Genomic DNA, 20,397 nt, shown 5'->3' with positions numbered 1-20,397 from the left:
TAAAGTTTACTCCTTGAATTTCTTGAGCAGTTTCAGCAGCACTCCATCCCGTACCCCGAGGGAGCCGTCGGGGCAGAGTTCGCGGCAGCAGAAGCAGCGGATGCAGGCGTGGTAGTCGAAATGGAGACGCCCGTCGCGCACGGAGATGGCCCGTGGAGGACAGGCGTCAAGGCACGCCCCGCACAGGTGGCACCCCTCGGGGTTCGGCACCGGCCGCGCAGTGAGATGATGACGAAGCCGGTTCTTGAGGAAACCGGGGATGCCGAACTGGACGTCCGACAGGTGCGGCAAGCGAAAGTCCGGCACCCGGGCATCGTCGGGCGGGAGTCCGACCGTCGCGATGCGGGACCGGTCCCAGCCGTCGATGCCGAGCCGTTCGGCGGCACGCTCGACCCAGAGGAGCTGCTTCGGAATACCCGCCAGTTCCGCGGCTACCACATCCACCGCCACGGCATTGGCTCCAGCCAGAATGAGCCCCATCGGCCTGGGGTCTCCGCTGCCCGGACCATCACCCTCCATGGCCACAATGCCGTCAACGATGGTCAGATCCGGTGGCCTCAGAAGGTAGATTTCCAGGAGAAGCCGGGCAAACAGCTCCCGGTCGGCGCCGGCCTTGAGATGCCAGCCCGCCTTGGCGGTCCCGACCACTGCGCCGAAAAGATTCTTCACGGCGCAGGTCATGGTCATCATCTCGTGGGTCTTGAGCTTGGGAAGGTTGATGAGCCGATCGGCTTCCAGGTAGGGTCGCGCCACATCCATACGCCTGAAGAGCCCGCTGCCCGGAACGGCAACAGCCTCGTCAAACGGGACCAGTTCGGCACCGGCCTCCCGGACGACGGCAGCCATGCCGCTCTTTTCCGCCACGGCCCGAAAGCCGCCGATACCGGGAGAATCGCCCACCAGCGGGATTCCGCCGGCCTTCCGGACGAGCCGAATCACGGCCCGCAGCACCTCCGGGTGGGTGGTCACCGCCCGCTCGGGTGCCTTGGCAGCCAGCATGTTCGGCTTGATCAGAACCCGCTCACCAGGACGGACAAAGGTATCCATTCCTCCCAGGGAAGCGAGGGCCCGGTCCATGGCTTCGGCAACCTCTGAAGGATCGTAGCGTGCGGCCCGTTCGACGGCTACCGTGTGCATCCGTTGCCCGGTGTTTCACGCTCCGTGATGAGGCGCACCTGGCGCTCATGGAACCAGTAGTACCAGATCCAGTTGAGCATGACCACAATACGGTTGCGAAAGCCGATGAGGTAGTAGAGGTGCAGCAGGAGCCAAGCTATCCAGGCCGCATATCCGCGGAGATTCATGCCGAAGGCGCTGGCCACGGCGGCGCTCCGGCCGATGGTGGCCATACTTCCCTTGTCGTGATACCTGAAAGGGGGGGCAGGCGCCCCCTGCTCACGGGCCAGAATCGACTTTCCGGCATGGATTCCCATCTGCATTGCCACCGGAGCCACCATGGGCAGGGGAGCACCATCCTGCTCCAGCCAGGCCATATCCCCGACCACATAGACATCGGGATGGCCGGGCAACGTCAGATCGGGCTCCACCGCGATCCGTCCGCCCGGGTTCTGTTCAACGCCGAGGGTCGCCGCCAGAGGTGCAGCCTTGACCCCTGCGGACCAGAACAGAGTATGGGCCGGAATGACGGCACCGTCATGCAGGGTTACCCGTTCAGGCCCTGCGTCTACCACGCGGGCGTTGAGCAGCACCTCGACCCCCATGCCCCGGAGCTTTTCCAGGGTGTAGCCCTGCAGCTCGGCCGGCATGGCTGCCAGAAGCCGGTCAAAGGCCTCCACCAGCACGACCCGCGCAGCCTGAACGCTCAGTTCCGGGTAATCCTTGGTCAGCACGTACCGGACCAGCTCGATGAGGGCGCCGGCAAACTCGACGCCGGTGGGGCCGCCGCCCACGATCACGAATGTCATGAGAGCTCGGCGCTTGGCCGGATCGGGTTCAACCACGGCCCGCTCGAAAGCCGTGAGGATATGGTTGCGCAGCCGCTCGGCATCGACCAGCTCTTTCAGGTCAAAGGCATGCTGCTCCACCGATTTCAGCCCGAAATAGTTGGTGACGCTTCCTGCACCGATCACGAGATAGTCGTAAGGTATGGTACCGTTGTCGGTAACGACTTGGCGGGCCTCGAAGTCGACGCCGGTCACCTCGGCCAGTTGGAACCGTGTCCCGGTCCAACCGCGGGCCATTGCGCGGACCGGATAGGCAATAGATTCCTGCTCGAGACCGGCGGTTGCCACCTGGTAGAGGAGTGGCTGGAAGAGGTGGTAATTGTTTCGGTCCACGAGAACCACATCCAGCCCCTTTTGCGCCAGGGTTCGTGCCGCCCTGATGCCGCCAAAACCCATACCGATGATAACCACTCGTTTCACGCCGTTCGTACCTCCCGAAAATAGTTACATAAGAATATCGCCCTTCCGCCGCACCCGCCTTGACACAGGTCAAGCGGACAGGACAACTGAGGAAGCATACCCCGATTCAGGGCGATACACAACCGGCCTTCGCACGGTCAATGGAATCTGTTATCATAGGCCGATCGCACGATCCTACCCGGAGGCAGCCGTGGAGTTTGAAGTAACCACTTTCATCCGCTACCTGGAGAACGAGCGCGCCGTTTCCCCCCACACTCGCGCCGCCTATGAGTCCGACCTTGCCCAATTCAGGGACTTCGTCCGGGGAGAACTGGGCGCCGGAGCCGGCGCGGCGGCCATAAGCCACCTCCTGGTCCGGCGCTGGCTTGCCCAGCTCCATCAATCTCACGCCAGGAGCTCAATCGGCCGTAAACTGGCCGCAGTGCGTGCATTTTTTACCTACCTTGTCCGCACCGGAGCCCTGCCGCGCAACCCGGCAGAACTGGTCAGCACCCCCAAGCGCGAGAAGAAGGTCCCGTTCCACCTGAACATCGATGAGGTGACCGCCCTGGTGGAGTCTCCCCGGGAACCCGGCGTCCTGAGCCTGCGCGACCGGGCCATTCTGGAAACCCTCTATTCCTGCGGCGTCAGGGTTTCGGAGCTGACCGGCCTCAATGTGGGGGGGATCGACCTGGCTGACGGCACGGTCCGTGTCCTCGGCAAGGGTGGCAAGGAACGGGTAGTTCCGATCGGGAGCCATGCCCGCCTCGCCCTAAGCTCCTATCTGGCCGCCCGTAACCACCCTCCCCTGGAGGTCCCCCTTTTCACCAACGCTCGGGGAGGCCGGCTTACCGCCCGTAGCGTCCGGCGGGTGGTGGACAAGCATATCCTGAAAGTCGCCGCCATGAGGAAGATATCTCCCCACACCCTGCGCCACACCTTTGCCACTCACCTCCTTGAGGGAGGAGCCGATCTGCGTGCCATCCAGGAACTGCTGGGACATGCCTCGCTCTCAACCACCCAGAAATATACCCACGTGGGAATCGACCGTCTCATGGAAGTGTACGACAAGGCCCATCCCAAGGCACGCACCTGAGCCTCATCCGGATGCGCAAAGCCGCCACCGGACGGTGTTCAGCGCCCGCCGACAAAAAATCCTTGTCATTTCCACCAGTATCCCGTACAGTTACCGCTGACTGAACAACGCTCAGGCGGATTCTGCCCTCCGGCATACCCCGAAGTACCCCCGCCCTTTGCTTCATCGATCACTAACCCCCTCTGCTTTCAGCACGCTCTTCGGCGCGGCAGCACACATGGTTGGCGACGATGTTTCATGCCAGTCAGTTCTGTGTTGTTGCCGACCCTGTTCAGGGCATCAGGTTGCCCTGCGGCGCGCACATAAACTTTTTCCCGTTTCGACGACAGCTACGGCAGCCCTGACGGCTCGTGCGGCGTGGTGCGTTGCACCCGTGCGGCCCGTTAGCGGCTTGCCCCTGGCCGGCGAAACCCACAAGGATCCTTGCATGACCTTTGCTGAACTGAAACTTGCCCCGCACATTCTCAAAGCCGTAGCCGCCTGTGGTTACACAGAGCCGACGCCGGTCCAGGCTGCCGCAGTTCCCCGCGCACTGGAGAACGTGGACCTGCTTGCCACCGCCCAGACCGGTACCGGCAAAACCGCCGCATTCGTCCTCCCGGCCCTGCAACGGCTGAGTTCTCCGCCTCAGGGCCCCGGGCGCGGGCCGCGTGTGCTCGTGCTCACTCCTACCCGTGAGCTGGCCCAGCAGGTTACCGACGCAGTGCGGACGTACGGGGCATTCATGCGGGTACGCAGTGGCGCCATCCTCGGCGGCATGCCCTACCACGCACAGCTCCGCCTTCTCTCCGCGCCCGTTGATTTCATCGTGGCCACGCCGGGTCGGCTGGTAGACCTGCTCGACCGGAGGAGTCTCGATCTTTCCCGTCTCGAATTGCTGGTCCTCGACGAAGCGGACCGGATGCTCGACATGGGGTTCAGCGACGACGTGGACCGCATCGCCGCCGCATCCCCCGCCACGCGTCAGACCCTGCTGTTTACGGCAACCATGGACAGCGCCATGGCCAGACTGGCGGGCCGGCTCCTGCGTGAGCCGGAGCGGATCGACATCGCCGGCACCAAAACTACCCATGAGCACATTGAACAGCGCCTTCACGTGGCAGATGACCTGCACCACAAGAACCGGCTGCTGCGGCACCTGATTACCGACGAAAGCCTGCGCAGGGCAATTATCTTTTCGGCGACCAAGCGTGATGCCGAAAACCTGGCACTGGAACTCAAGGCCCAGGGCCATTCGGCAGCAGCACTCCATGGCGACATGCCCCAGAACGCCCGGAATCGAACCATTGCCGCCATGAAGCAAGGACGGATCAGGCTTCTCGTAGCCACCGACGTGGCAGCCCGGGGGCTGGATGTTACCGGCATCAGCCATGTCATCAACTTCGACCTGCCCAAGTTCGCCGAGGATTACGTCCATCGCATCGGCCGCACCGGCCGGGCAGGCGCCTCGGGAATCGCCATCTCCTTCGCCTCGCTCAACGAGGTCAATTACCTGGCCCGCATTGAGCGTTACATCGGCCAGACACTCCCCGAACACCACATCCCTGGGCTGGAACCCTCGCGCCCGCTTCGCCGCGTATCAGCGGGATCAGGCCGTAAACCGGGAATGGGAGCCGGTCCCGCCCGGAAGGGCTCCTCGAACCGCCCCTCCGGCGCCGCGCCCGGCCGGTCCGGTAAATCGTCGGACCGTACATCCTGGGGGAGCAGACGGTCAAAAGATCCGGTTGTGGAATACCGGACAGGGAGGCACGGAGCAGGACAACCCCGTAGATCATCATAATTCGCCAGGGGATACCGTTCCCGTTTTCCCCCGTTGAGAGATACGAAAAAGCCCCGCCGAAGTTCGGCGGGGCTTTTTTCATGCCTGATACTGACTGTCGACCTTACTCGCAGAGATCGACCTTCACGTCCCAGTTCTTGATCTTCATGGTGCCGTTGCGCTCCAGGTTGAGGTGCATCTTGAAGGCGCGGTCCCACAGTTGCGGCTCGTGGCCCACCTTGCGCTTGAGGCAATCGGCACTGGCGATTGCCAAGTACTCGCTGAGAATCGGCTTGTAGTCCGGGTGGGCGCACTTCTCGATAATCCGCTTTGCGCGATCCTTCGGTGCCAGACCACGGAGGTCGGCCAGACCCTGCTCGGTGACCACGCAGTCCAGATCGTGCTCGGTGTGGTCGATGTGGGAGCAGTGCGGCACCACGCAGGAGATACCGGTCGGGTCGGTCTTGGATGGACGGCTCGACGGAGTGTGCATGATCTTCAAGAAGCCGTTGCGAAGGAAGTCGCCGGAACCGCCGAGGCCGTTGATCATCCGTGTGCCGCCGACCAGCGTGGAGTTGGCGTGGGCATAGATGTCGATCTCGACCGGGGTGTTCATGGCGATGCACCCGAGACGGCGGATCGGCTCCGGTGCGTTGGAGATGGAGAGCGGACGCAGGGTGATCTTGTCGAAGTACTTCTCCCAGTTCTCGAAGAAACGGGGGAAGCCCGGGGTCTCGGAGAGAGAGAGGGAGCAGGAGGAAGCGGCATCCAGCTTGCCCGAATCGAACAGGTCGAGCATGGTGTCCTGGAGAACTTCGGTGTAAACGGTCAGGTTGGAGAAAGGACCCTTGGCCAGGCCGCCGATTACAGCGTTGGCGATGGAACCGACGCCTGACTGGAGCGGAAGCAGGTTCTTGGGCAGACGACCCATCTTTACTTCATGGCTGAAGAAGTCGATGATGTTGTTGGCAATGGCCTCGGAGGTGTCGTCCTGCTCGGAGAAGGCACGCCCCTTGTCACGGTACTTGGACTCAACCACGGCGATGATCTTGCTCGGGTCGCACGGTACGTAGGTTGTACCGATCCGCTCACCGGCATGGGTGATGCCCAGAATCTGGCGCTTCGGGGGGTGGTTGCAGACGACGATGTCGTGCATCCCCTCGAAGGAGGGCTGACCGGTGTTCACTTCCACGATGATCTTGTCGCAGATCATGAGGATCTCGGGAATAACGCCGCAAGAGGTGGTGGGGACCAGTCCGCCGTCTTCGGTGATGGCGGAAACCTCGATGATGGCGAGGTCAAGCTTGCCGGTTTCGCTGTCCTTGGTGTAGAAGCCGTAGCCCAGATCCTGGGCAAAGAGGGAGAGGTGCTTGTCACCCATCCGGATGCGGCCCTCGTTGATGCCGGCGGCGATGTTCTTACCGGTCTGATACGGCCAGCGACGGTCGATCATGTCGAGAGTGGCCCAGCGGTCTTCGGTTTCGGCCCCGACGGAGGCGCCGATGAAGAGGTTGAACTTCATCTTGCCCTGCAGGCTGTTCTTCTCAACGTGATCTGCCAGTGCGATGGGCACTGCCTTAGGATAACCTGCCGGGGTGAAGCCGGACCAGCCAAGGTTCATGCCCGGCTTGAAGAACTGGATAGTCTCCTCGGCCGACATAACCTTGTTGAGCAGTGACTTGCAACGTACGCGGTCCTGCAGTGTGCCGTACTCTGACATCTCTTACCTCCGTTCTGTTTTGTTGTTTACAGCGACGTTCTGCGGCTTAACGAAACTTCGCCGTTACCTCATTTGCATAACATCAACGCTACTGAACGCTTTACCGTCTACCAAAAAGTAGAACCGGATTCTACTTAAGTGGATTTCTTTAGTCAAGCTAAAAAGTCATTAATGATTCATGAGCTAGCTTTTCGCATACAGTATACTGCATACATAAAAATGATCAAGGGGAAGAGCGGGATTCTACAAAATCAGAACGTCTTGCGATCAAGAGTACGGTACTGGATCGCTTCGGAGAGGTGTTCTTCCCGCACCTGTTCGCTGCCGGCGAGATCGGCAATAGTACGGGCCACCTTAAGGATGCGGCTATAGGAACGGGCCGAGAGGCCGAGTCGGTCGGTGACGAGCTCCAGGAGGCGGTTCCCTGCACTGTCCGGTTCGCAGTACTTTTTGATGAAGCGGGGGGTCATCTGGGCATTGCTGTGAACCTTCGAACCGCGGAAACGGTCACGCTGGACCTCGCGAGCCGACTCCACACGCCTGCTGATATCCAGGGATCCCTCCCCCTCGCGGCCGTCGGCCAGATCCCGGTACTTGACCGCAGGGACTTCGATGTGGATATCGATCCGGTCGAGCAGGGGGCCCGAGATGCGCGAACGGTAGCGGTGAACCATGAGCGGCGTACAGGAACAGGCGTGATGGGCGTCCCCCAGATAGCCGCACGGGCAGGGGTTCATGGCCGCAACAAGCATGAAGCGCGACGGATAGGTGAGAGACATGAGTGCCCGAGAAATGGTCACTTTGCCATCTTCGAGGGGCTGGCGCAACACCTCGAGGACATTCTTCTTGAATTCGGGGAGTTCATCCAGAAATAAAACGCCGTAATGGGAAAGAGAGACCTCGCCGGGGCGGGGCGTATTGCCTCCGCCGATTAACCCGATGTCGGAGACGGTGTGATGGGGGCTGCGAAAGGGCCTTTGGGCGATGAGGGCATGTTCTCGGTCCAACAGGCCGGTAATGCTGTACACCTTGGTTGTCTCAATGGCCTCTTCAAAGGACATCCGGGGGAGAATGGTCGGGATCCTGCGGGCGAGCATGGTTTTGCCTGAGCCCGGGGGACCGATCATGAGGAGGTTATGGGAGCCGGCCGCGGCCACTTCCAGGGCACGCTTGGCATGCTCCTGCCCTTTCACCTCGGCGAAATCGTCGCCGGTTTCGGCGTTGCGCTCGAAGAGCTCCGCCACATCGACCCGGTGGGGATCGATACGCCGCTCACCGTTCAGAAACTCGACCACCTCGGCCAGCTCCGACACGCCAATGACGTCGACGCCCTCAACCACTGCCGCCTCCGGCGCGTTCTCCCGAGGAACGACGATGCCAGCAAGGCCTGCGTTGCGCGCTGCAACGGCCACCGAAAGACAGCCGCGCACGGGCTTGATGATCCCGTCCAGGGAGAGCTCTCCCAACAGGAGATACTCCTTTAGTCGCCCTCCTTCGACGACACCGGTGGCGGCGAGTATCCCGACGGAGATGGGCAGGTCGAAGGCGGCGCCCTCCTTTTTCAGATCGGCGGGGGCCAGATTGACGGTTATCTTTCGGGGCGGAAAGTCGTACCCGGCGTTCTTGAGGGCCGACTTGACCCGGTCCTTGCTCTCCTTGACCGCCCCGTCGGGGAGGCCGACGGTGGCGAACTGGGGAAGCCCCGGCGAAATATCCACCTCCACGTCGACGATGACGGCATCGATTCCGAGAAGGGCGCTGGAGAGGGCTTTGGCGAGCATGGCGGTCAGGGTTTGAGCATATCCAGATAGCGCTCGGCGTCGAGGGCAGCCATGCAACCGGTGCCGGCAGAGGTGATCGCTTGGCGGTAATGCTGGTCCTGAACATCGCCGGCGGCGAAGACACCGGGAATACTCGTGGCGGTGAAGTTCCCTTCGGCACCGCACTGGGTCCGTATATACCCCTCGTCCATCTCCAGCTGTCCCTCGAACAGGTGAGTGTTGGGAGTATGCCCGATGGCAATGAAACAGCCGTGGACATCGAGCTCCTTGGTGGATCCGCTCGTATGGCGGATGCGGACGCCGGTCACCCCGGCCTGATCGCCGAGGACCTCATCCAGGACGTGGTTCCACTCGATGGTGACGTTGCCGCCGCGCGTCTTTTCGATCAGCTTGTCAGCCAGGATTTTCTCGGCTCTCAGCTTGTCGCGCCGGTGGACGAGCGTGACGTGGCTGGCAATGTTGGATAGATAGAGGGCCTCCTCAACGGCCGTGTTACCGCCGCCGATTACCGCCACCGGTTTCCCGCGGTAGAAGAAGCCATCGCAGGTGGCGCAGGCGGATACGCCTTTGCCCTTGAACGCTTCTTCTGAAGGAAGCCCGAGATAGCGTGCCGATGCACCGGTGGCGATGATGAGTGCGTCGCAGGTGTAGATACCGGAATCCCCCTCGAGCCGGAACGGGCGCTCCCGAAGATTGGCGGTATGGATATGATCATAGATCATGGCGGTGTTGAAGCGCTCGGCGTGGCGCCGCATCCGGTCCATGAGGTCGGGACCGAGCACGCCGTCGGGGTCGCCGGGCCAGTTGTCCACCTCGGTGGTGGTCATGAGTTGGCCGCCCTGCTGGAGTCCGGTGATGAGGGCTGGGCTCAGGTTGGCGCGAGCCGCGTAGACGGCAGCGGTGTAGCCGGCGGGGCCGGAACCGAGAATAAGGAGACGATGGTGGGTTGCTTGCATATTAAAGCCCTCCAAAAAACTATCGCGACAAGATACCAGCAACCTTGGGGAATTGCAAGCGTAGACGGGCTCTTTACCATTGACCGGCCAGTCGGCGCTTTGATACACTTCGCCGACAAGCGACCCGCACAAGCGGTGCCCCCCCGGGAGACCTCTGATGCACGCAGACTCTCATCTGGACAGAAGCATTACCGGACGGCTGAAATATGCCATCGCCCTGACTGCGCTGACCCTCGTGGCGGAAATTGTCGGCGGCATCTGGACCAACTCGCTCGCGCTCCTGTCGGACGCGGCCCATGTGTTTCTCGATCTCTTCGCCCTGGTGCTCTCGCTGGCCGCCATCAAGCTCGCGTCATACCCCGCCAGCGACACCAAAACTTTCGGCTGGCACCGGGCGGAGGTCTTTGCCTCGTTCATCAACGGCGCCACGGTCTTTCTCATGGCACTGGGCATCTTTTACGAGGCGGTGGGACGGCTGATGAACCCCGAAGCGGTGAAGAGCCTGCCGATGCTGCTCATCGCCACTCTGGGTCTGGTGATGAATCTCATTTCGGCCACGGCCCTCCATGGGCACTCCCACGACGATCTTAACGTCCGCAGCGCCTTCCTCCACGTTGTTGGCGACGCGGCGGCATCAGTGGGAGTCATCGTCGGCGGGCTCATCATGTACTTCACCGGTTGGTACGTCTTGGACGCCCTCATCTCCATCGGCATCGGCTGCGTCATCTTCGCAGGCTCGTGGCGGGTATTGCGGGAGGCGGCCCACATTCTCCTGGAAGGAGTACCCCGGGGAATGAGCACGCAGCAGGTGGCCAACGAGATGGCAGGCGTGGAAGGGGTCAATGCCGTTCATCAGATGAACATCTGGACCATCTGCTCCCATATCCTGGCGCTGTCCGCCCACGTGGACGTAAAACCCGAGTACAAGGGACAGCAAGCCGAGGTTCTACGACAGATCGAACAACTGCTCTTTGAGCGTTACCACATCACCCACACGACCCTCCAGGCCGAGTGCACCCGCTGCGTCGACGGGCCGGTCATCAAGGACCTCCGGCACCGACCGCGCCACGGCCAGAGCCATGACGACCATCACCACGCCCATGCGCACTGCACCCACGGCCCCCACGGACATCATCACGGGCATTCACACTAGCAGGCCGGAGGCGCAATCGCAATGCTCCCCTACACACTGATTCAGGAAGCCGACGACCGACTCAGGAAGCGGGTTCGTCGCACCGAGCTCATCCACTCCCATCACTTCAGCGAGAAACTGGGAATCCCGATCTATTTCAAGTGCGAGAACCTCCAGCGCACCGGTGCGTTCAAGATCCGAGGCGCCCTGAACTTCATGACGTCGCAGCCGCGGGAGGCACTGGCAAAGGGTGTCATTACCGCTTCTGCCGGTAACCATGCCCAAGGAGTCGCGTTCTCGGCCGACCTGCTGGGAGTGCCGTCCACGGTGTTCATGCCGGAAAGCACGCCGCCGCAGAAGGTCTTTGCCACCCGTGACTACGGCGCCGAGGTGGTACTCACCGGCCGCAACTTCGACGAGGCATACGCTGCAGCGGTCCAGGCGCAGGAGGAACGGGGCGCCCTCTTCGTCCACCCCTTTGACGACCCGCTCGTGATGGCCGGGCAAGGCACCATCGGCCTGGAAGTTCTCCAGGAGCTTCCCGATGTAGCCAATATCCTCGTCCCCATCGGCGGCGGCGGTCTCATCGCGGGCATCGCCACGGCCATCAGAGAAACCCACCCCCACGTGCGGATCATCGGCGTTGAAACAGCGGCGGCCCCATCCGCCCACTATTCGCTGCAAAAGGGGAAGATCGTCCAGGTCCCCGTGACGGTCACCCTTGCCGACGGCATCGCGGTCAAGAAGCCAGGGGTGAACACCTTTCCCATCATCAGGGACTTGGTGGACGAGGTGGTCTTGGTGGAAGAAGAGGAGATCGCCCTTGCCATCGTGGCGCTGCTGGAGCGAACCAAGCTCTTGGTCGAGGGGGCCGGGGCCGTTCCGTTGGCCGCGCTTCTCAACCGGCGGGTGACTGATCTTTCGGGAAAAACGGTCTGCGTGCTGTCGGGCGGGAATATCGACGTGAAGACCATCTCAGTAGTGGTGGAACGGGGTCTGGTGGCTGCCGGGCGCTACCTGAAGCTGAAGGTGGAGCTGGACGATCTCCCCGGTGCCCTGGCGCGACTTGCGACGGAAATTGCCGAGGCTAAAGCCAACATCTCCATCATCACCCATGACCGGCGCTCGAAATCGCTCCCCATCGGCAAGACCGAGGTCCTCATCGAGCTGGAGACCCGGGGGTTCGAGCACATTCAGGAGGTTATCTCTCACCTGCAGGGGGTGGGGTATCTGGTGGATGTGCTGAAATAAGGCCGGAAACGAATTCCGCCGTAAGTGGTGCCACGGTGCCGGCCCCGGCCAGCCCCGGACGCCACAGATCGGCGATGCTATCCACATCATACCAGACAGGGAGGAGCTCGACCCGCACGCCTACCGCCTTGGCTCGAGCCAGCGAGTGCTCCAGGACCTCCCCGGTGGACCAGGGGATATCGCGGAAAAGCTCCGGCCGGTGTTGCTTCAGAGCCAGGAGGTAGTAACCGCCATCTTCAGAGGGACCATAGACCGCGTCCACCGCCCGGTGGTCCAACAGATCGAACGCCAGCCGCACATACTCTTCAGGCAGGTCGGGGGAGTCGGTACCGATCACGGCAACTTCACCATACCCTTCACCGAAAGCAAGCCGAAAGGCCGAATCGAGCCGCGCCCCCAGATCACCCCCCTCCTGGGGACGACATGCCCACCCCGGAGCCGCCTCTTCAAAGAAACGGCCGCTTCCTTCCCCGGGCTCGTAGAAGAGCAGGAGATCCACGCCGACCATTCGGGCACACTTCGCAAGGATATCCAGCAGCATCCGCCGGTAGAGCTCAGCGGCATCCCCGGGAGAGAGGGGGGGGGTCAGCCGTGTCTTCACCCGGCCGGCCATCGGTCTTTTGGCGAAGATCATCAAAGCTTTTCGACATGGCTGAAGGCTCATGGGCAGGGGGTTTACAGCGGACAACGGCTAGCGTTATCCACAACTTTGGGGGTTTTCCACATAGTTATCCACACGGGATGTCGTCAGCCGCTTCGGCGCGTATTAACAAGGAACGTGCGTGAGTACATGAACTACGCTCATGCCTTTCGCTTATCCTGCTCAATGGCGGCATAGGCGGAATGCTTGTGGATCGACTCGAAATTTTCGGCTTCCACCGAGAACCAGGTTATGGCCTCATGGGCGGCTAGAGCCAGGGTCGCTTCACGGACGATATCCTCCACGAATTTCGGATTCTCGTAAGCCCGCTCGGTCACGAACTTCTCGTCGGCACGCTTGAGAAGCGACCACACCGGGCTGGAACCGCAGCCCTCGATCAGTTCCACCAGCTCCTCGATCCAGACGAAGCCGGCATACCGGACCCGTACCGTGATATGGCTGCGCTGGTTGTGGGCGCCATAGCGGGAAAGCTCCTTGCTGCACGGGCACAGAGAGGTTACCGGCACCTGGACCCCGAGCACGAAATCGAAGGTCTCGGCCAGAGTCCCCGTGAAGGTGCAGGTATACTCCATGAGGCTCCTGGCCCCGGACACCGGCGCCCGCTTCTCGATAAAGTAGGGAAACTCAATCTCCAGGTGGGCCGAGGATGCACCGAGCTTTTTTTTCATCTCCTGGAGGATCGGTTCCATCTTGTCCAGGGCGATATCCTCGCGGTAGGCGTTGAGGATCTCGATGAAGCGGCTCATGTGGGTTCCCTTGAAATGATGGGGAAGATCCACATACATGTTCACCCGGGCCACGGTCTGCTGGAACTTCCGGTTCTTGTCCATCACCACGATGGGATAGGAGATGTCCTTCACCCCCACCTTGCTGATGGGGATCTTGCGGGTGTCGCGGCTGGTCTGCATATCGGGCATTGGCGCGGACGTCGACGACCGTGTCTCGGAGGCCGTTGTACGGCTTTCTTCTGTTTTCTGTCCCTTCATGGCGTTTCCTTCCCGCCCCCCAGGCCCTGTCCACCAGTCACGTACGGAACCGGGTCCGCCACTCCCACTTCAGCAAACCCCTTGAGCCGCAGGCGACAGGAATCGCAAAGCCCGCAGGCAACTCCTGCGGGAGAGGGATCGTAGCAGGAGTGGGTGAGCCCGTAGTCGACTCCCAGAGCGAGCCCCTTCCGGATGATCTCCGCCTTAGTGAGACGCATGAGGGGGGCATGGATACGGAAGCGGCCCGTCCCTTCTACACCAACCCGGGTCGCCAGATTGGCCATGGTTTCGAATGCGGAGATGTACTCGGGGCGGCAGTCGGGGTAGCCCGAATAATCCAGGGCGTTCACGCCGATGAAGATGTCGAAGGCACCGAGCACCTCGGCCCACCCCAGGGCGAAGGAGAGAAAAATGGTGTTGCGCGCCGGCACATAGGTAACCGGGATATCATCCCCCACCCCCTCCTTTGGCACGGCGATATCGGCAGTCAGGGCGCTGCCGCCGACCTTGCGCAAATCGAACTCCACCACCATGTGTTCGACGGCCCCTGCGGGCCGCGCATTTCTTTTTGCCAGTTCCAGCTCTACGCTGTGGCGTTGGCCGTAGGAGAAACTCATTGCATGGGGCTCGAATCCCTCGGCCCGCGCAATGGCGAGACAGGTGGTGGAGTCGAGGCCGCCACTGTAAAGGACAACGGCTTTTCTAGTCATGGGAATACCTCGCCGGACAGGGCGTTTCATGGGCATGGAAGCCCAGAGTCATCGTACAACAGGAATGGATGAGGGACAAGGGTGAAGACACTACAGAAACCAGCTCACCGATCCGCAGAGACGCTCCAGCAAGCGTACATGCCAGCCCCGCTGCTCGTGTTCCTCAAGGACCACACGTCGCGATCCGGCAAGGTCCTCGGCGAACATTTCCGCCACCTGGCTGCCGAACTCGTGGCTGGCAACGATGGTATTCACCTCATAGTTGCGGTGAAAACTGCGCTGGTCGAGATTTGCCGAGCCGACGACCCCCCAGGCGTCGTCAATGAGCATGACCTTGGCGTGGAGAACCGGCCCCTGGCGCTCGAAGAGTTCGATTCCCTCCCGCAGGAGGGGGGTATAGTAGCTGCGGCTCACGAGACGCACGATGGGCACATCGTTCTTGGCGGGAAGTATGATCTGGACTCTGACGCCCCGCCGGACGGCCCGCAGCAGAGACCGAACCACCCGCGGTCCCGGCACGAAGTAAGGATTCATGATCCGGATCGACTCGCCCGCGCCGGCCATGGCGATACGGAAGGCATTGCGGATAAAGGAACGGGCATGGTAAGGGCCGTCACTGATGACCATTACGTCGGCATCACCGACCGCGGCCACGGGCAGGCGCTCCTGATGCCAAGCCGGTGAGGAACTCCCCTTCTCAGCAAGCCAGAACCCCCGAAAGAGCCGCGACAGATCTATGACCGCCGGTCCGTCGATCCTGATGCCCACATCCCTCCACCGTTCATGGGGAAAGCCGAACCCCGAATACTCGTCGCCGACATTGACTCCGCCCGTGAACGCGGTTTCCCCGTCGACCACAGCCATCTTGCGGTGATCCCGCTTGTCGAACCAAGCGATTCCCCCCTTGAAGGGGGGAGGATTGAAGGCGAGGCAGCGAACTCCGCCCTGTTCCAGCCGGCGGAAATAGGCGGAAGGTGTGTCGAAGCAACCAATGTAGTCATAGATAAGGGAGACTTCCACCCCGCGGGCAGCGGCGGCCAGCAGTGCTTCGGCAAAGGCCGCGCCCGTGGCGTCGTCGCGCACAATATAGAACTCGGCGTGGATATGGTGGCGCGCCTCGGCAAAGGCGCCGAGCATGGCCGGAAAGAAATCAGCCCCCGAGGTGAACAGTTTCACCCTGTTTCCCCGGGAATGGGCTGCCTCGGCGTTCCGCCTGAAGACCCTCAGAAAGCGGGGGGCGCGGGGAGTGCCCATAATCATTTTGCGGCGAACGATGGACATGGCCTTGCTCCTGCTTCAAGGGTAACGCAGGCACGCCGGGGGAGCAAGGGAAGATGGGCATGACGCAACAAAGGGGCGCGGAGTTTCCCCCGCGCCCCTAGGCACCCACTAGTGCGGCTTCGCCAGTGGTCGCCTCAGTCCTCGTAGGCGACCACCCTGACGAGGCCGATTGTTTCGCCCTTGTCATCGGTGGTCGGCGAGTCGGAGACGGAAACGATCCGCTTCACGCCATTTTCAGCTACGAATGCGTTGACCATGGCATCCAGGGCGAAAAGCTCCTGCATGGCCTTGAGGGGACGGAGCTCCATGCCAAACGTTTTGACCTTGTAACCCATGTCATCCTCCTTTTACGACGATTCGCCGCGGGTCCACTACTGGACGGATACCACTTCCTTCACTCCCGGCACCTTCTCCTTCAGGGTCCGCTCGATCCCCATCTTGAGGGTCATGGTGGACATGGGGCAGTGGCCGCAGGCACCGACCAGCTTAACCTTCACCACGCCGTCCTCGGTAACCTCAACCAGCTCCACGTCACCGCCATCCGCCTGGAGCGCGGGGCGGACCAGATCAAGAACCTTCTTAACGTCTTCCAGCATTGTTGTCTCCTCCTTGGGTTGTGTTCTCTGCTTGATGTGTGGCTCACGGAACGCCAGGGCTGGTGAGAGGGAAGGGGTCGAGGATCTCCGCCAGACGCCCGGCCGACAGGAGCTGCCGGTCTTCCACGATCTGCCGGATACTCCGGCCCGTGGCAGTCGATTCCTTGGCCACCTCCGCGGCCGCGGCATAGCCGATGTAGGGCGCGAGCACCGTGGCCAGTCCTACCGACTGCTCCAGGTACCGGAGGCAGCGCTCCCGGTCCGCAGTGATGCCGGCGATGCAGGCATCAGCCAGCTTGGGCACCGTGTTCTTCAGGATTTCAAGGCTGAACAGAAGGTTGAACGCGATGACCGGCATCATGACGTTAAGCTCCAGCTGCCCTGCCTGGGCGGCGAGCATGATTGTCGTGTCCGCACCCATCACTTGAAAGGCGACCATGTCGGTCACCTCGGCCATGACCGGGTTGACCTTCCCCGGCATGATAGAGGAGCCGGGCTGCAGCGCCGGCAGCGCGATCTCGGCCAGCCCGGTCCGGGGGCCAGAGGAAAGGAGCCGCAGGTCGTTGGCGATACGGGCGAGGTTTACGGCAAGTCCCTTGAGAGCGGAGGAGAGGGCCACGAAGGGGTCCATGTTCTGCATCCGCTCAACCAGGTTCGCACCCCGTACGAGGGGAAAGCCGGTTTCCCGGGCGAGCTCTGCCACCACAAGATCGATGTAGGCCGGCTCGGCGTTCATGCCGGTACCTGCCGCGGTGCCGCCGATACCCAGTTCCGCAAGGCCCGGCACCGCCCCCTCGATGGCGGCCAGGTTCTTCTCCAGCGCCACGGCCCACGCCTCGAACTCCTGGCCGAGACGGATCGGCACCGCATCCTGCAGGTGAGTCCGGCCGCTCTTGAGAATGCCGTCGAATTCAGCGGACTTTTTCCGAAGCGCGGCAACGAGTCCCTCTAGGGCCGGCCGGAGATCCCCCGCCACCCGAAGGGCCGCCAGACGCATGGCCGTGGGGAAGACGTCGTTGGTGGACTGGGCCATGTTCACGTGGTCGTTGGGATGGACGGGAGCATACCTGCCCCGCTCCTCTCCCAGCAGTTCATTGGCCCGGTTGGCGAGGACCTCGTTCACGTTCATGTTGTGGGAGGTGCCGGCGCCGGCTTGAAACGGGTCCACCACGAAGTGGGCATCAAAGGCACCGGCCAGGCACTCGTCGGCCGCCCGGACGATAGCGTCTCCAAGCCGGGAATCGAGCCTGCCCGTGGCCATGTTGGCCCGGGCCGCACACATTTTGACGAGCACCGTCGCCCGGACGAGGGCCGGATGGGGCCGCAGCCCGGAGATGGGGAAATTCTCCACGGCCCGGACCGTCTGGGCGCCGTAGTAGGCGTCCGCCGGAACCCGCACCTCACCGAGGGTATCCTTCTCGACCCGGAACGTCACGCGTCAACCCCTTCCTGTCCCGGCTCCCCGCTTACCGCTGGAGCGCATTGTACTTTTCGGTTACGATCCGCAAGTGCTCCGCCTCCTCGTCGCGCAAGGCACGGAGCATGCTCTTGCCTTGGGGGTCGGTTGCCTTCTCCATGAGCTCTTCGAAGTGGGCGATTCCCTTTTTCTCGATCTCCATGGCTATTTCCAGTGCCTGGCGATCATCGGTGTCGAACGCCACCTGCTTCTCGCCCGGGCCGGCCGGGTCGAGGGAGACGGTGGAGCCGCCGTAGAAGACCCAGCGGCCCCCCTCGTGGAGCGACTGGTAGAGTTCGTTGAGCTTGAGGTAGTGCTGCTCCTCCGTGCGGGCGAGCCAGCGGAAGATCCGTTTGCCTTCCGGATTGAACGTCTTGTGCTCGGCCCGTGTGTAGAAGTCGAAGGTTTCTTTCTCGATCTCCATGGCCCTCATGATGGCATCGAGCATTTCCTTGCCGTGTTCGTTCATTGCTGTTCCTCGCTGAGTGGTAGTGTCAAGCCGAGCAGTTCATCAACGGTGCGGGAGAGATAGACCGAGCAGCCGAGTTCCGCCGGAAGCCGCAGGTCGATATCGTAACGGTCGCCCACAAAGAGGCATTCGGAGGGTTTCCGGCCGAGGGCGGCAAACAGAGCTTCCAACGCCTGGAGATCCGGCTTAGGCCGCCAGCTGTCCTCAATAGTGACGACACGGCGAAAGAGCCCCGTCACGCCGATGGCATCCATGATCCGGCCGGAAAGGGCACGGTTGTTGTTGGTATAGAGGTACAGCTCCCGGTTAGCGCCGAGAGTGCGCAGGAGTTGCACCACCCGACTATCGCGCCGCAGGTGGGGTTCCGGTGCCACCTCGGCGGCAAAGCGACGATGAAGCTCCCTGAGGTCTCCGCCGAGTTCCCGACAGGCATCGCTCAGGGAGGCCTCCCTGCCGAAGCGGGCGGTCAGTTCGCGCCGGACCCGCCGGACAATCTCGCCCGCCTCTTCCGGGCTCACGCTGAGCAAATCCGCCAGATAGCGGTCGGCGCAGGCTGCGATCTGCCCTCCCAACGACTCACTCTGGTAGAGAGTGCCGTCCAGATCGAACACGATGGCCCCGATACCGGTCAGCATGAAGCGTATCTCCGGGGCCACAATGGCGCGGGCTGTCGCAGGAAACAGTCTATCACCTGAGCCGGGGCTGTCAAAAGAGCTTGCTCCAGTCGCGCATGCAGAGCAGGCGGGGATTCTCGACCCCCTTTGCCTGCACGAGAATCTTGAAGGTGTCGCCCATCCCCCCCTCGGGCAGGACGAGCTTCTTCAGCACCAACCGGATCTTGATCCGCTCCTCTTCGGTGGCGGCCGCCGCCTCCAGGGCCATGAGTTCCTCCATGAGCCCCGCAGCCATGAGAAAGCGGTACTGCTCGCCGAACCAAGCCTTGTGCAGCCCCAGTTCCTCACCACGTAGGATGAGCGTCGTGAAATCCACATGGCTCGTGATGTCCTGATGACCGACTCGTTGGTACGGGTCTTCCTGGATCGTGTGGCGGAAGTAGCAGAGAAGGGTTCCGTTCTGGCGCATGGGGCCGTAAAGTTCGGGCGAGAGGAAACCGTAATCGACTGTCAGCACGAAGCCCCGCTCCAGGCAGCGGGCGACCCCCTCCAGCCATCGGCAGGCATTGAGGTTGATCTCGGTCCGCTGCCCCGGCTGGAGATTGACGTCGATCCGCCGAAAATAGTCGGCCAGGTCGGGCGTCGAAGGAAGGTCGAGCTGTTCGGCGAAGCCATCGCCGTCGGCGGTAACGAAGACTTCCCGCAGGCCGGCAGGGGTCATTTCAACCACATGGGTCGGGAAGGAGTCGATGAGTTCGTTGGAGTAAAGGCAGCCGGTAAACGTGAGGGTACCCCCCATCAGCTCGGCAGGATCGTTCCACGCCACGCGATCGAGGTGCTCGGCCAACACCTGCCGTTGGGCTTCGGCCAGGGACGGCTCAGCCTCCACGAGCCGCAGGGTGAGGCTGGCATAGAGTTCCGGGTTCAGCTCCCGGACGGCGTCGAGCACATCCGCCGCCAGACGGCCGTGGCCGGCGCCGGCCTCCACCAGGGTGAAAGGCGCCGGGCATCCCATGACCTCCCACATCCGGCAGATCTCCCGTCCGATGAGTCGGCCGAAGACCCGATGAACGTTGATGCTGGTGTAGAAATCCCCCTCGGCACCCACCTTGCGGCCCGGGGACGTGTAGTAGCCGAGGCCCGGCTCATACAGGCACGCCGCCATAAAGTCGGCAAAAGGGATACGTCCGCCCCGCTCCTTGATCCGGTCGTGAATGATGCCGCGCAGCCTGGAATCGTCGATCTGTTCCACAAACCCTCCCGAAAAATACGATTGTATAGTGTAAGGGCCGCTATTTGTCAATCACCGGTACGGCTCAACGATTTCTTGCTCTCAGCAGAGGACAGTGGTACAAACTATCTGTGTGAACATGCAGCAGCCTTCGCCGCCGTCCACCGGCGGCCCCGGTACAACTCATCCAGCCCCGTGCGGCATGGTGGGATGGTTCAGCGTCTGACGGTCATGGCCGGAATTCCGGCCACAAGGGGGTATTTCTCCCTTGCGAAGCCAACTTGAAATGATATGGTATCTGTGATCCGAGCTTAATTAGCAGGATCAAAATAATA

Annotated in this window: 19 protein-coding genes; 4 read left to right on the top strand and 15 right to left on the bottom strand. The window is 62.1% G+C overall.

Annotation, left to right across the window (positions count from 1 at the left end):
- Positions 1–6: 6 nt before the first annotated feature.
- Together GS_RS02470 and GS_RS02465 are read right to left on the bottom strand one after the other, a co-directional pair.
- On the bottom strand, positions 7–1,137 hold the full coding sequence (locus tag GS_RS02470; RefSeq protein WP_010941162.1) for a DUF362 domain-containing protein: 1,131 nt from the start codon (positions 1,135–1,137) through the stop codon (positions 7–9).
- Positions 1,125–2,384, bottom strand: coding sequence for an NAD(P)/FAD-dependent oxidoreductase (locus tag GS_RS02465; protein WP_010941161.1), 1,260 nt, complete (start codon positions 2,382–2,384; stop codon positions 1,125–1,127). Before GS_RS02465 ends, GS_RS02470 begins: the two co-directional genes overlap by 13 nt.
- A 190-nt stretch (positions 2,385–2,574) precedes the next feature.
- Here GS_RS02465 and xerC point away from each other — a divergent pair, with 190 nt between their 5' ends.
- Together xerC and GS_RS02455 are read left to right on the top strand one after the other, a co-directional pair.
- A complete protein-coding gene (gene xerC, locus GS_RS02460) occupies positions 2,575–3,459 on the top strand; it encodes a tyrosine recombinase XerC (protein ID WP_010941160.1) in 885 nt (294 codons plus the stop codon).
- Between the two features lie 427 nt (positions 3,460–3,886).
- Entirely contained in the window at positions 3,887–5,239 is a 1,353-nt protein-coding gene (locus tag GS_RS02455) for a DEAD/DEAH box helicase (RefSeq protein ID WP_010941159.1), read from the top strand.
- Positions 5,240–5,342: 103 nt separating this feature from the next.
- Here the strand turns inward: GS_RS02455 and GS_RS02450 are convergent, their stop codons facing one another.
- The 3 genes from GS_RS02450 to trxB all read right to left on the bottom strand — a co-directional run bounded on the left by GS_RS02450 (position 5,343) and on the right by trxB (position 9,675).
- Positions 5,343–6,938 carry an acetyl-CoA hydrolase/transferase C-terminal domain-containing protein gene (locus GS_RS02450; protein ID WP_010941158.1) on the bottom strand — a complete coding sequence of 532 codons (1,596 nt, stop codon included), beginning with the start codon at positions 6,936–6,938 and terminating at the stop codon, positions 5,343–5,345.
- A gap of 251 nt (positions 6,939–7,189) precedes the next feature.
- Positions 7,190–8,719 carry a YifB family Mg chelatase-like AAA ATPase gene (locus tag GS_RS02445; protein WP_010941157.1) on the bottom strand — a complete coding sequence of 510 codons (1,530 nt, stop codon included), beginning with the start codon at positions 8,717–8,719 and terminating at the stop codon, positions 7,190–7,192.
- A gap of 5 nt (positions 8,720–8,724) precedes the next feature.
- Entirely contained in the window at positions 8,725–9,675 is a 951-nt protein-coding gene (gene trxB / locus GS_RS02440; protein WP_010941156.1) for a thioredoxin-disulfide reductase, read from the bottom strand.
- A 157-nt stretch (positions 9,676–9,832) separates the two neighbouring features.
- On the opposite strand from trxB, the gene GS_RS02435 reads away from it, so the two are divergent.
- Positions 9,833–10,828 (top strand): cation diffusion facilitator family transporter, encoded by a 996-nt coding sequence (locus GS_RS02435; protein WP_010941155.1) that lies wholly within the window; start codon positions 9,833–9,835, stop codon positions 10,826–10,828.
- 21 nt (positions 10,829–10,849) lie between these two features.
- Positions 10,850–12,058, top strand: coding sequence for a threonine ammonia-lyase (gene ilvA / locus GS_RS02430; RefSeq protein ID WP_010941154.1), 1,209 nt, complete (start codon positions 10,850–10,852; stop codon positions 12,056–12,058).
- Here the strand turns inward: ilvA and GS_RS02425 are convergent.
- The 10 genes from GS_RS02425 to GS_RS02380 all read right to left on the bottom strand — a co-directional run bounded on the left by GS_RS02425 (position 12,009) and on the right by GS_RS02380 (position 20,083).
- Positions 12,009–12,692 (bottom strand): TIGR04282 family arsenosugar biosynthesis glycosyltransferase, encoded by a 684-nt coding sequence (locus GS_RS02425; protein ID WP_238525120.1) that lies wholly within the window; start codon positions 12,690–12,692, stop codon positions 12,009–12,011. The genes ilvA and GS_RS02425 overlap by 50 nt on opposite strands.
- Positions 12,693–12,859: 167 nt before the next feature.
- The gene (gene folE2 / locus GS_RS02420; RefSeq protein ID WP_010941152.1) at positions 12,860–13,636 is read right to left on the bottom strand and encodes a GTP cyclohydrolase FolE2; all 777 of its coding nucleotides are present in this window, start codon (positions 13,634–13,636) and stop codon (positions 12,860–12,862) included.
- A gap of 65 nt (positions 13,637–13,701) precedes the next feature.
- Complete coding sequence (queC, locus tag GS_RS02415; RefSeq protein ID WP_010941151.1) at positions 13,702–14,415, bottom strand: 7-cyano-7-deazaguanine synthase QueC; 714 nt, start codon at positions 14,413–14,415, stop codon at positions 13,702–13,704.
- Between the two features lie 90 nt (positions 14,416–14,505).
- Positions 14,506–15,696, bottom strand: coding sequence for a phospholipase D-like domain-containing protein (locus GS_RS02410; protein ID WP_010941150.1), 1,191 nt, complete (start codon positions 15,694–15,696; stop codon positions 14,506–14,508).
- 134 nt (positions 15,697–15,830) lie between these two features.
- The gene (locus GS_RS02405; RefSeq protein ID WP_010941149.1) at positions 15,831–16,031 is read right to left on the bottom strand and encodes a hypothetical protein; all 201 of its coding nucleotides are present in this window, start codon (positions 16,029–16,031) and stop codon (positions 15,831–15,833) included.
- A 36-nt stretch (positions 16,032–16,067) separates the two neighbouring features.
- Entirely contained in the window at positions 16,068–16,292 is a 225-nt protein-coding gene (locus GS_RS02400; RefSeq protein WP_010941148.1) for a NifU family protein, read from the bottom strand.
- A 43-nt stretch (positions 16,293–16,335) separates the two neighbouring features.
- Positions 16,336–17,727, bottom strand: a complete 1,392-nt coding sequence (locus GS_RS02395; protein WP_010941147.1) for an aspartate ammonia-lyase — start codon at positions 17,725–17,727, stop codon at positions 16,336–16,338.
- 31 nt (positions 17,728–17,758) lie between these two features.
- Positions 17,759–18,217: a ferritin family protein gene (locus GS_RS02390; RefSeq protein ID WP_010941146.1), complete on the bottom strand. Its 459-nt coding sequence runs from the start codon at positions 18,215–18,217 to the stop codon at positions 17,759–17,761.
- Complete coding sequence (locus tag GS_RS02385; RefSeq protein WP_010941145.1) at positions 18,214–18,852, bottom strand: HAD family hydrolase; 639 nt, start codon at positions 18,850–18,852, stop codon at positions 18,214–18,216. Before GS_RS02385 ends, GS_RS02390 begins: the two co-directional genes overlap by 4 nt.
- 70 nt (positions 18,853–18,922) lie before the next feature.
- Positions 18,923–20,083, bottom strand: a complete 1,161-nt coding sequence (locus GS_RS02380; protein WP_010941144.1) for a class I SAM-dependent methyltransferase — start codon at positions 20,081–20,083, stop codon at positions 18,923–18,925.
- Positions 20,084–20,397: the final 314 nt, after the last annotated feature.

The organism is Geobacter sulfurreducens PCA (genome assembly GCF_000007985.2).
Classification (GTDB): Bacteria; Desulfobacterota; Desulfuromonadia; order Geobacterales; family Geobacteraceae; genus Geobacter; species Geobacter sulfurreducens.
This window is presented reverse-complemented; position numbering and strand designations above follow the sequence as displayed.

Coding starts and splice junctions, on each gene's coding strand:
- GS_RS02470 (WP_010941162.1), bottom strand. CDS start 1,137: ATGCACACGGTAGCCGTCGAACGGGCCGCACGCTACGATCCTTCAGAG.
- GS_RS02455 (WP_010941159.1), top strand. CDS start 3,887: ATGACCTTTGCTGAACTGAAACTTGCCCCGCACATTCTCAAAGCCGTA.
- GS_RS02450 (WP_010941158.1), bottom strand. CDS start 6,938: ATGTCAGAGTACGGCACACTGCAGGACCGCGTACGTTGCAAGTCACTG.
- GS_RS02445 (WP_010941157.1), bottom strand. CDS start 8,719: ATGCTCGCCAAAGCCCTCTCCAGCGCCCTTCTCGGAATCGATGCCGTC.
- trxB (WP_010941156.1), bottom strand. CDS start 9,675: ATGCAAGCAACCCACCATCGTCTCCTTATTCTCGGTTCCGGCCCCGCC.
- GS_RS02435 (WP_010941155.1), top strand. CDS start 9,833: ATGCACGCAGACTCTCATCTGGACAGAAGCATTACCGGACGGCTGAAA.
- ilvA (WP_010941154.1), top strand. CDS start 10,850: ATGCTCCCCTACACACTGATTCAGGAAGCCGACGACCGACTCAGGAAG.
- GS_RS02425 (WP_238525120.1), bottom strand. CDS start 12,692: ATGATCTTCGCCAAAAGACCGATGGCCGGCCGGGTGAAGACACGGCTG.
- folE2 (WP_010941152.1), bottom strand. CDS start 13,636: ATGCCCGATATGCAGACCAGCCGCGACACCCGCAAGATCCCCATCAGC.
- queC (WP_010941151.1), bottom strand. CDS start 14,415: ATGACTAGAAAAGCCGTTGTCCTTTACAGTGGCGGCCTCGACTCCACC.
- GS_RS02410 (WP_010941150.1), bottom strand. CDS start 15,696: ATGTCCATCGTTCGCCGCAAAATGATTATGGGCACTCCCCGCGCCCCC.
- GS_RS02405 (WP_010941149.1), bottom strand. CDS start 16,031: ATGGGTTACAAGGTCAAAACGTTTGGCATGGAGCTCCGTCCCCTCAAG.
- GS_RS02400 (WP_010941148.1), bottom strand. CDS start 16,292: ATGCTGGAAGACGTTAAGAAGGTTCTTGATCTGGTCCGCCCCGCGCTC.
- GS_RS02390 (WP_010941146.1), bottom strand. CDS start 18,217: ATGAACGAACACGGCAAGGAAATGCTCGATGCCATCATGAGGGCCATG.
- GS_RS02385 (WP_010941145.1), bottom strand. CDS start 18,852: ATGCTGACCGGTATCGGGGCCATCGTGTTCGATCTGGACGGCACTCTC.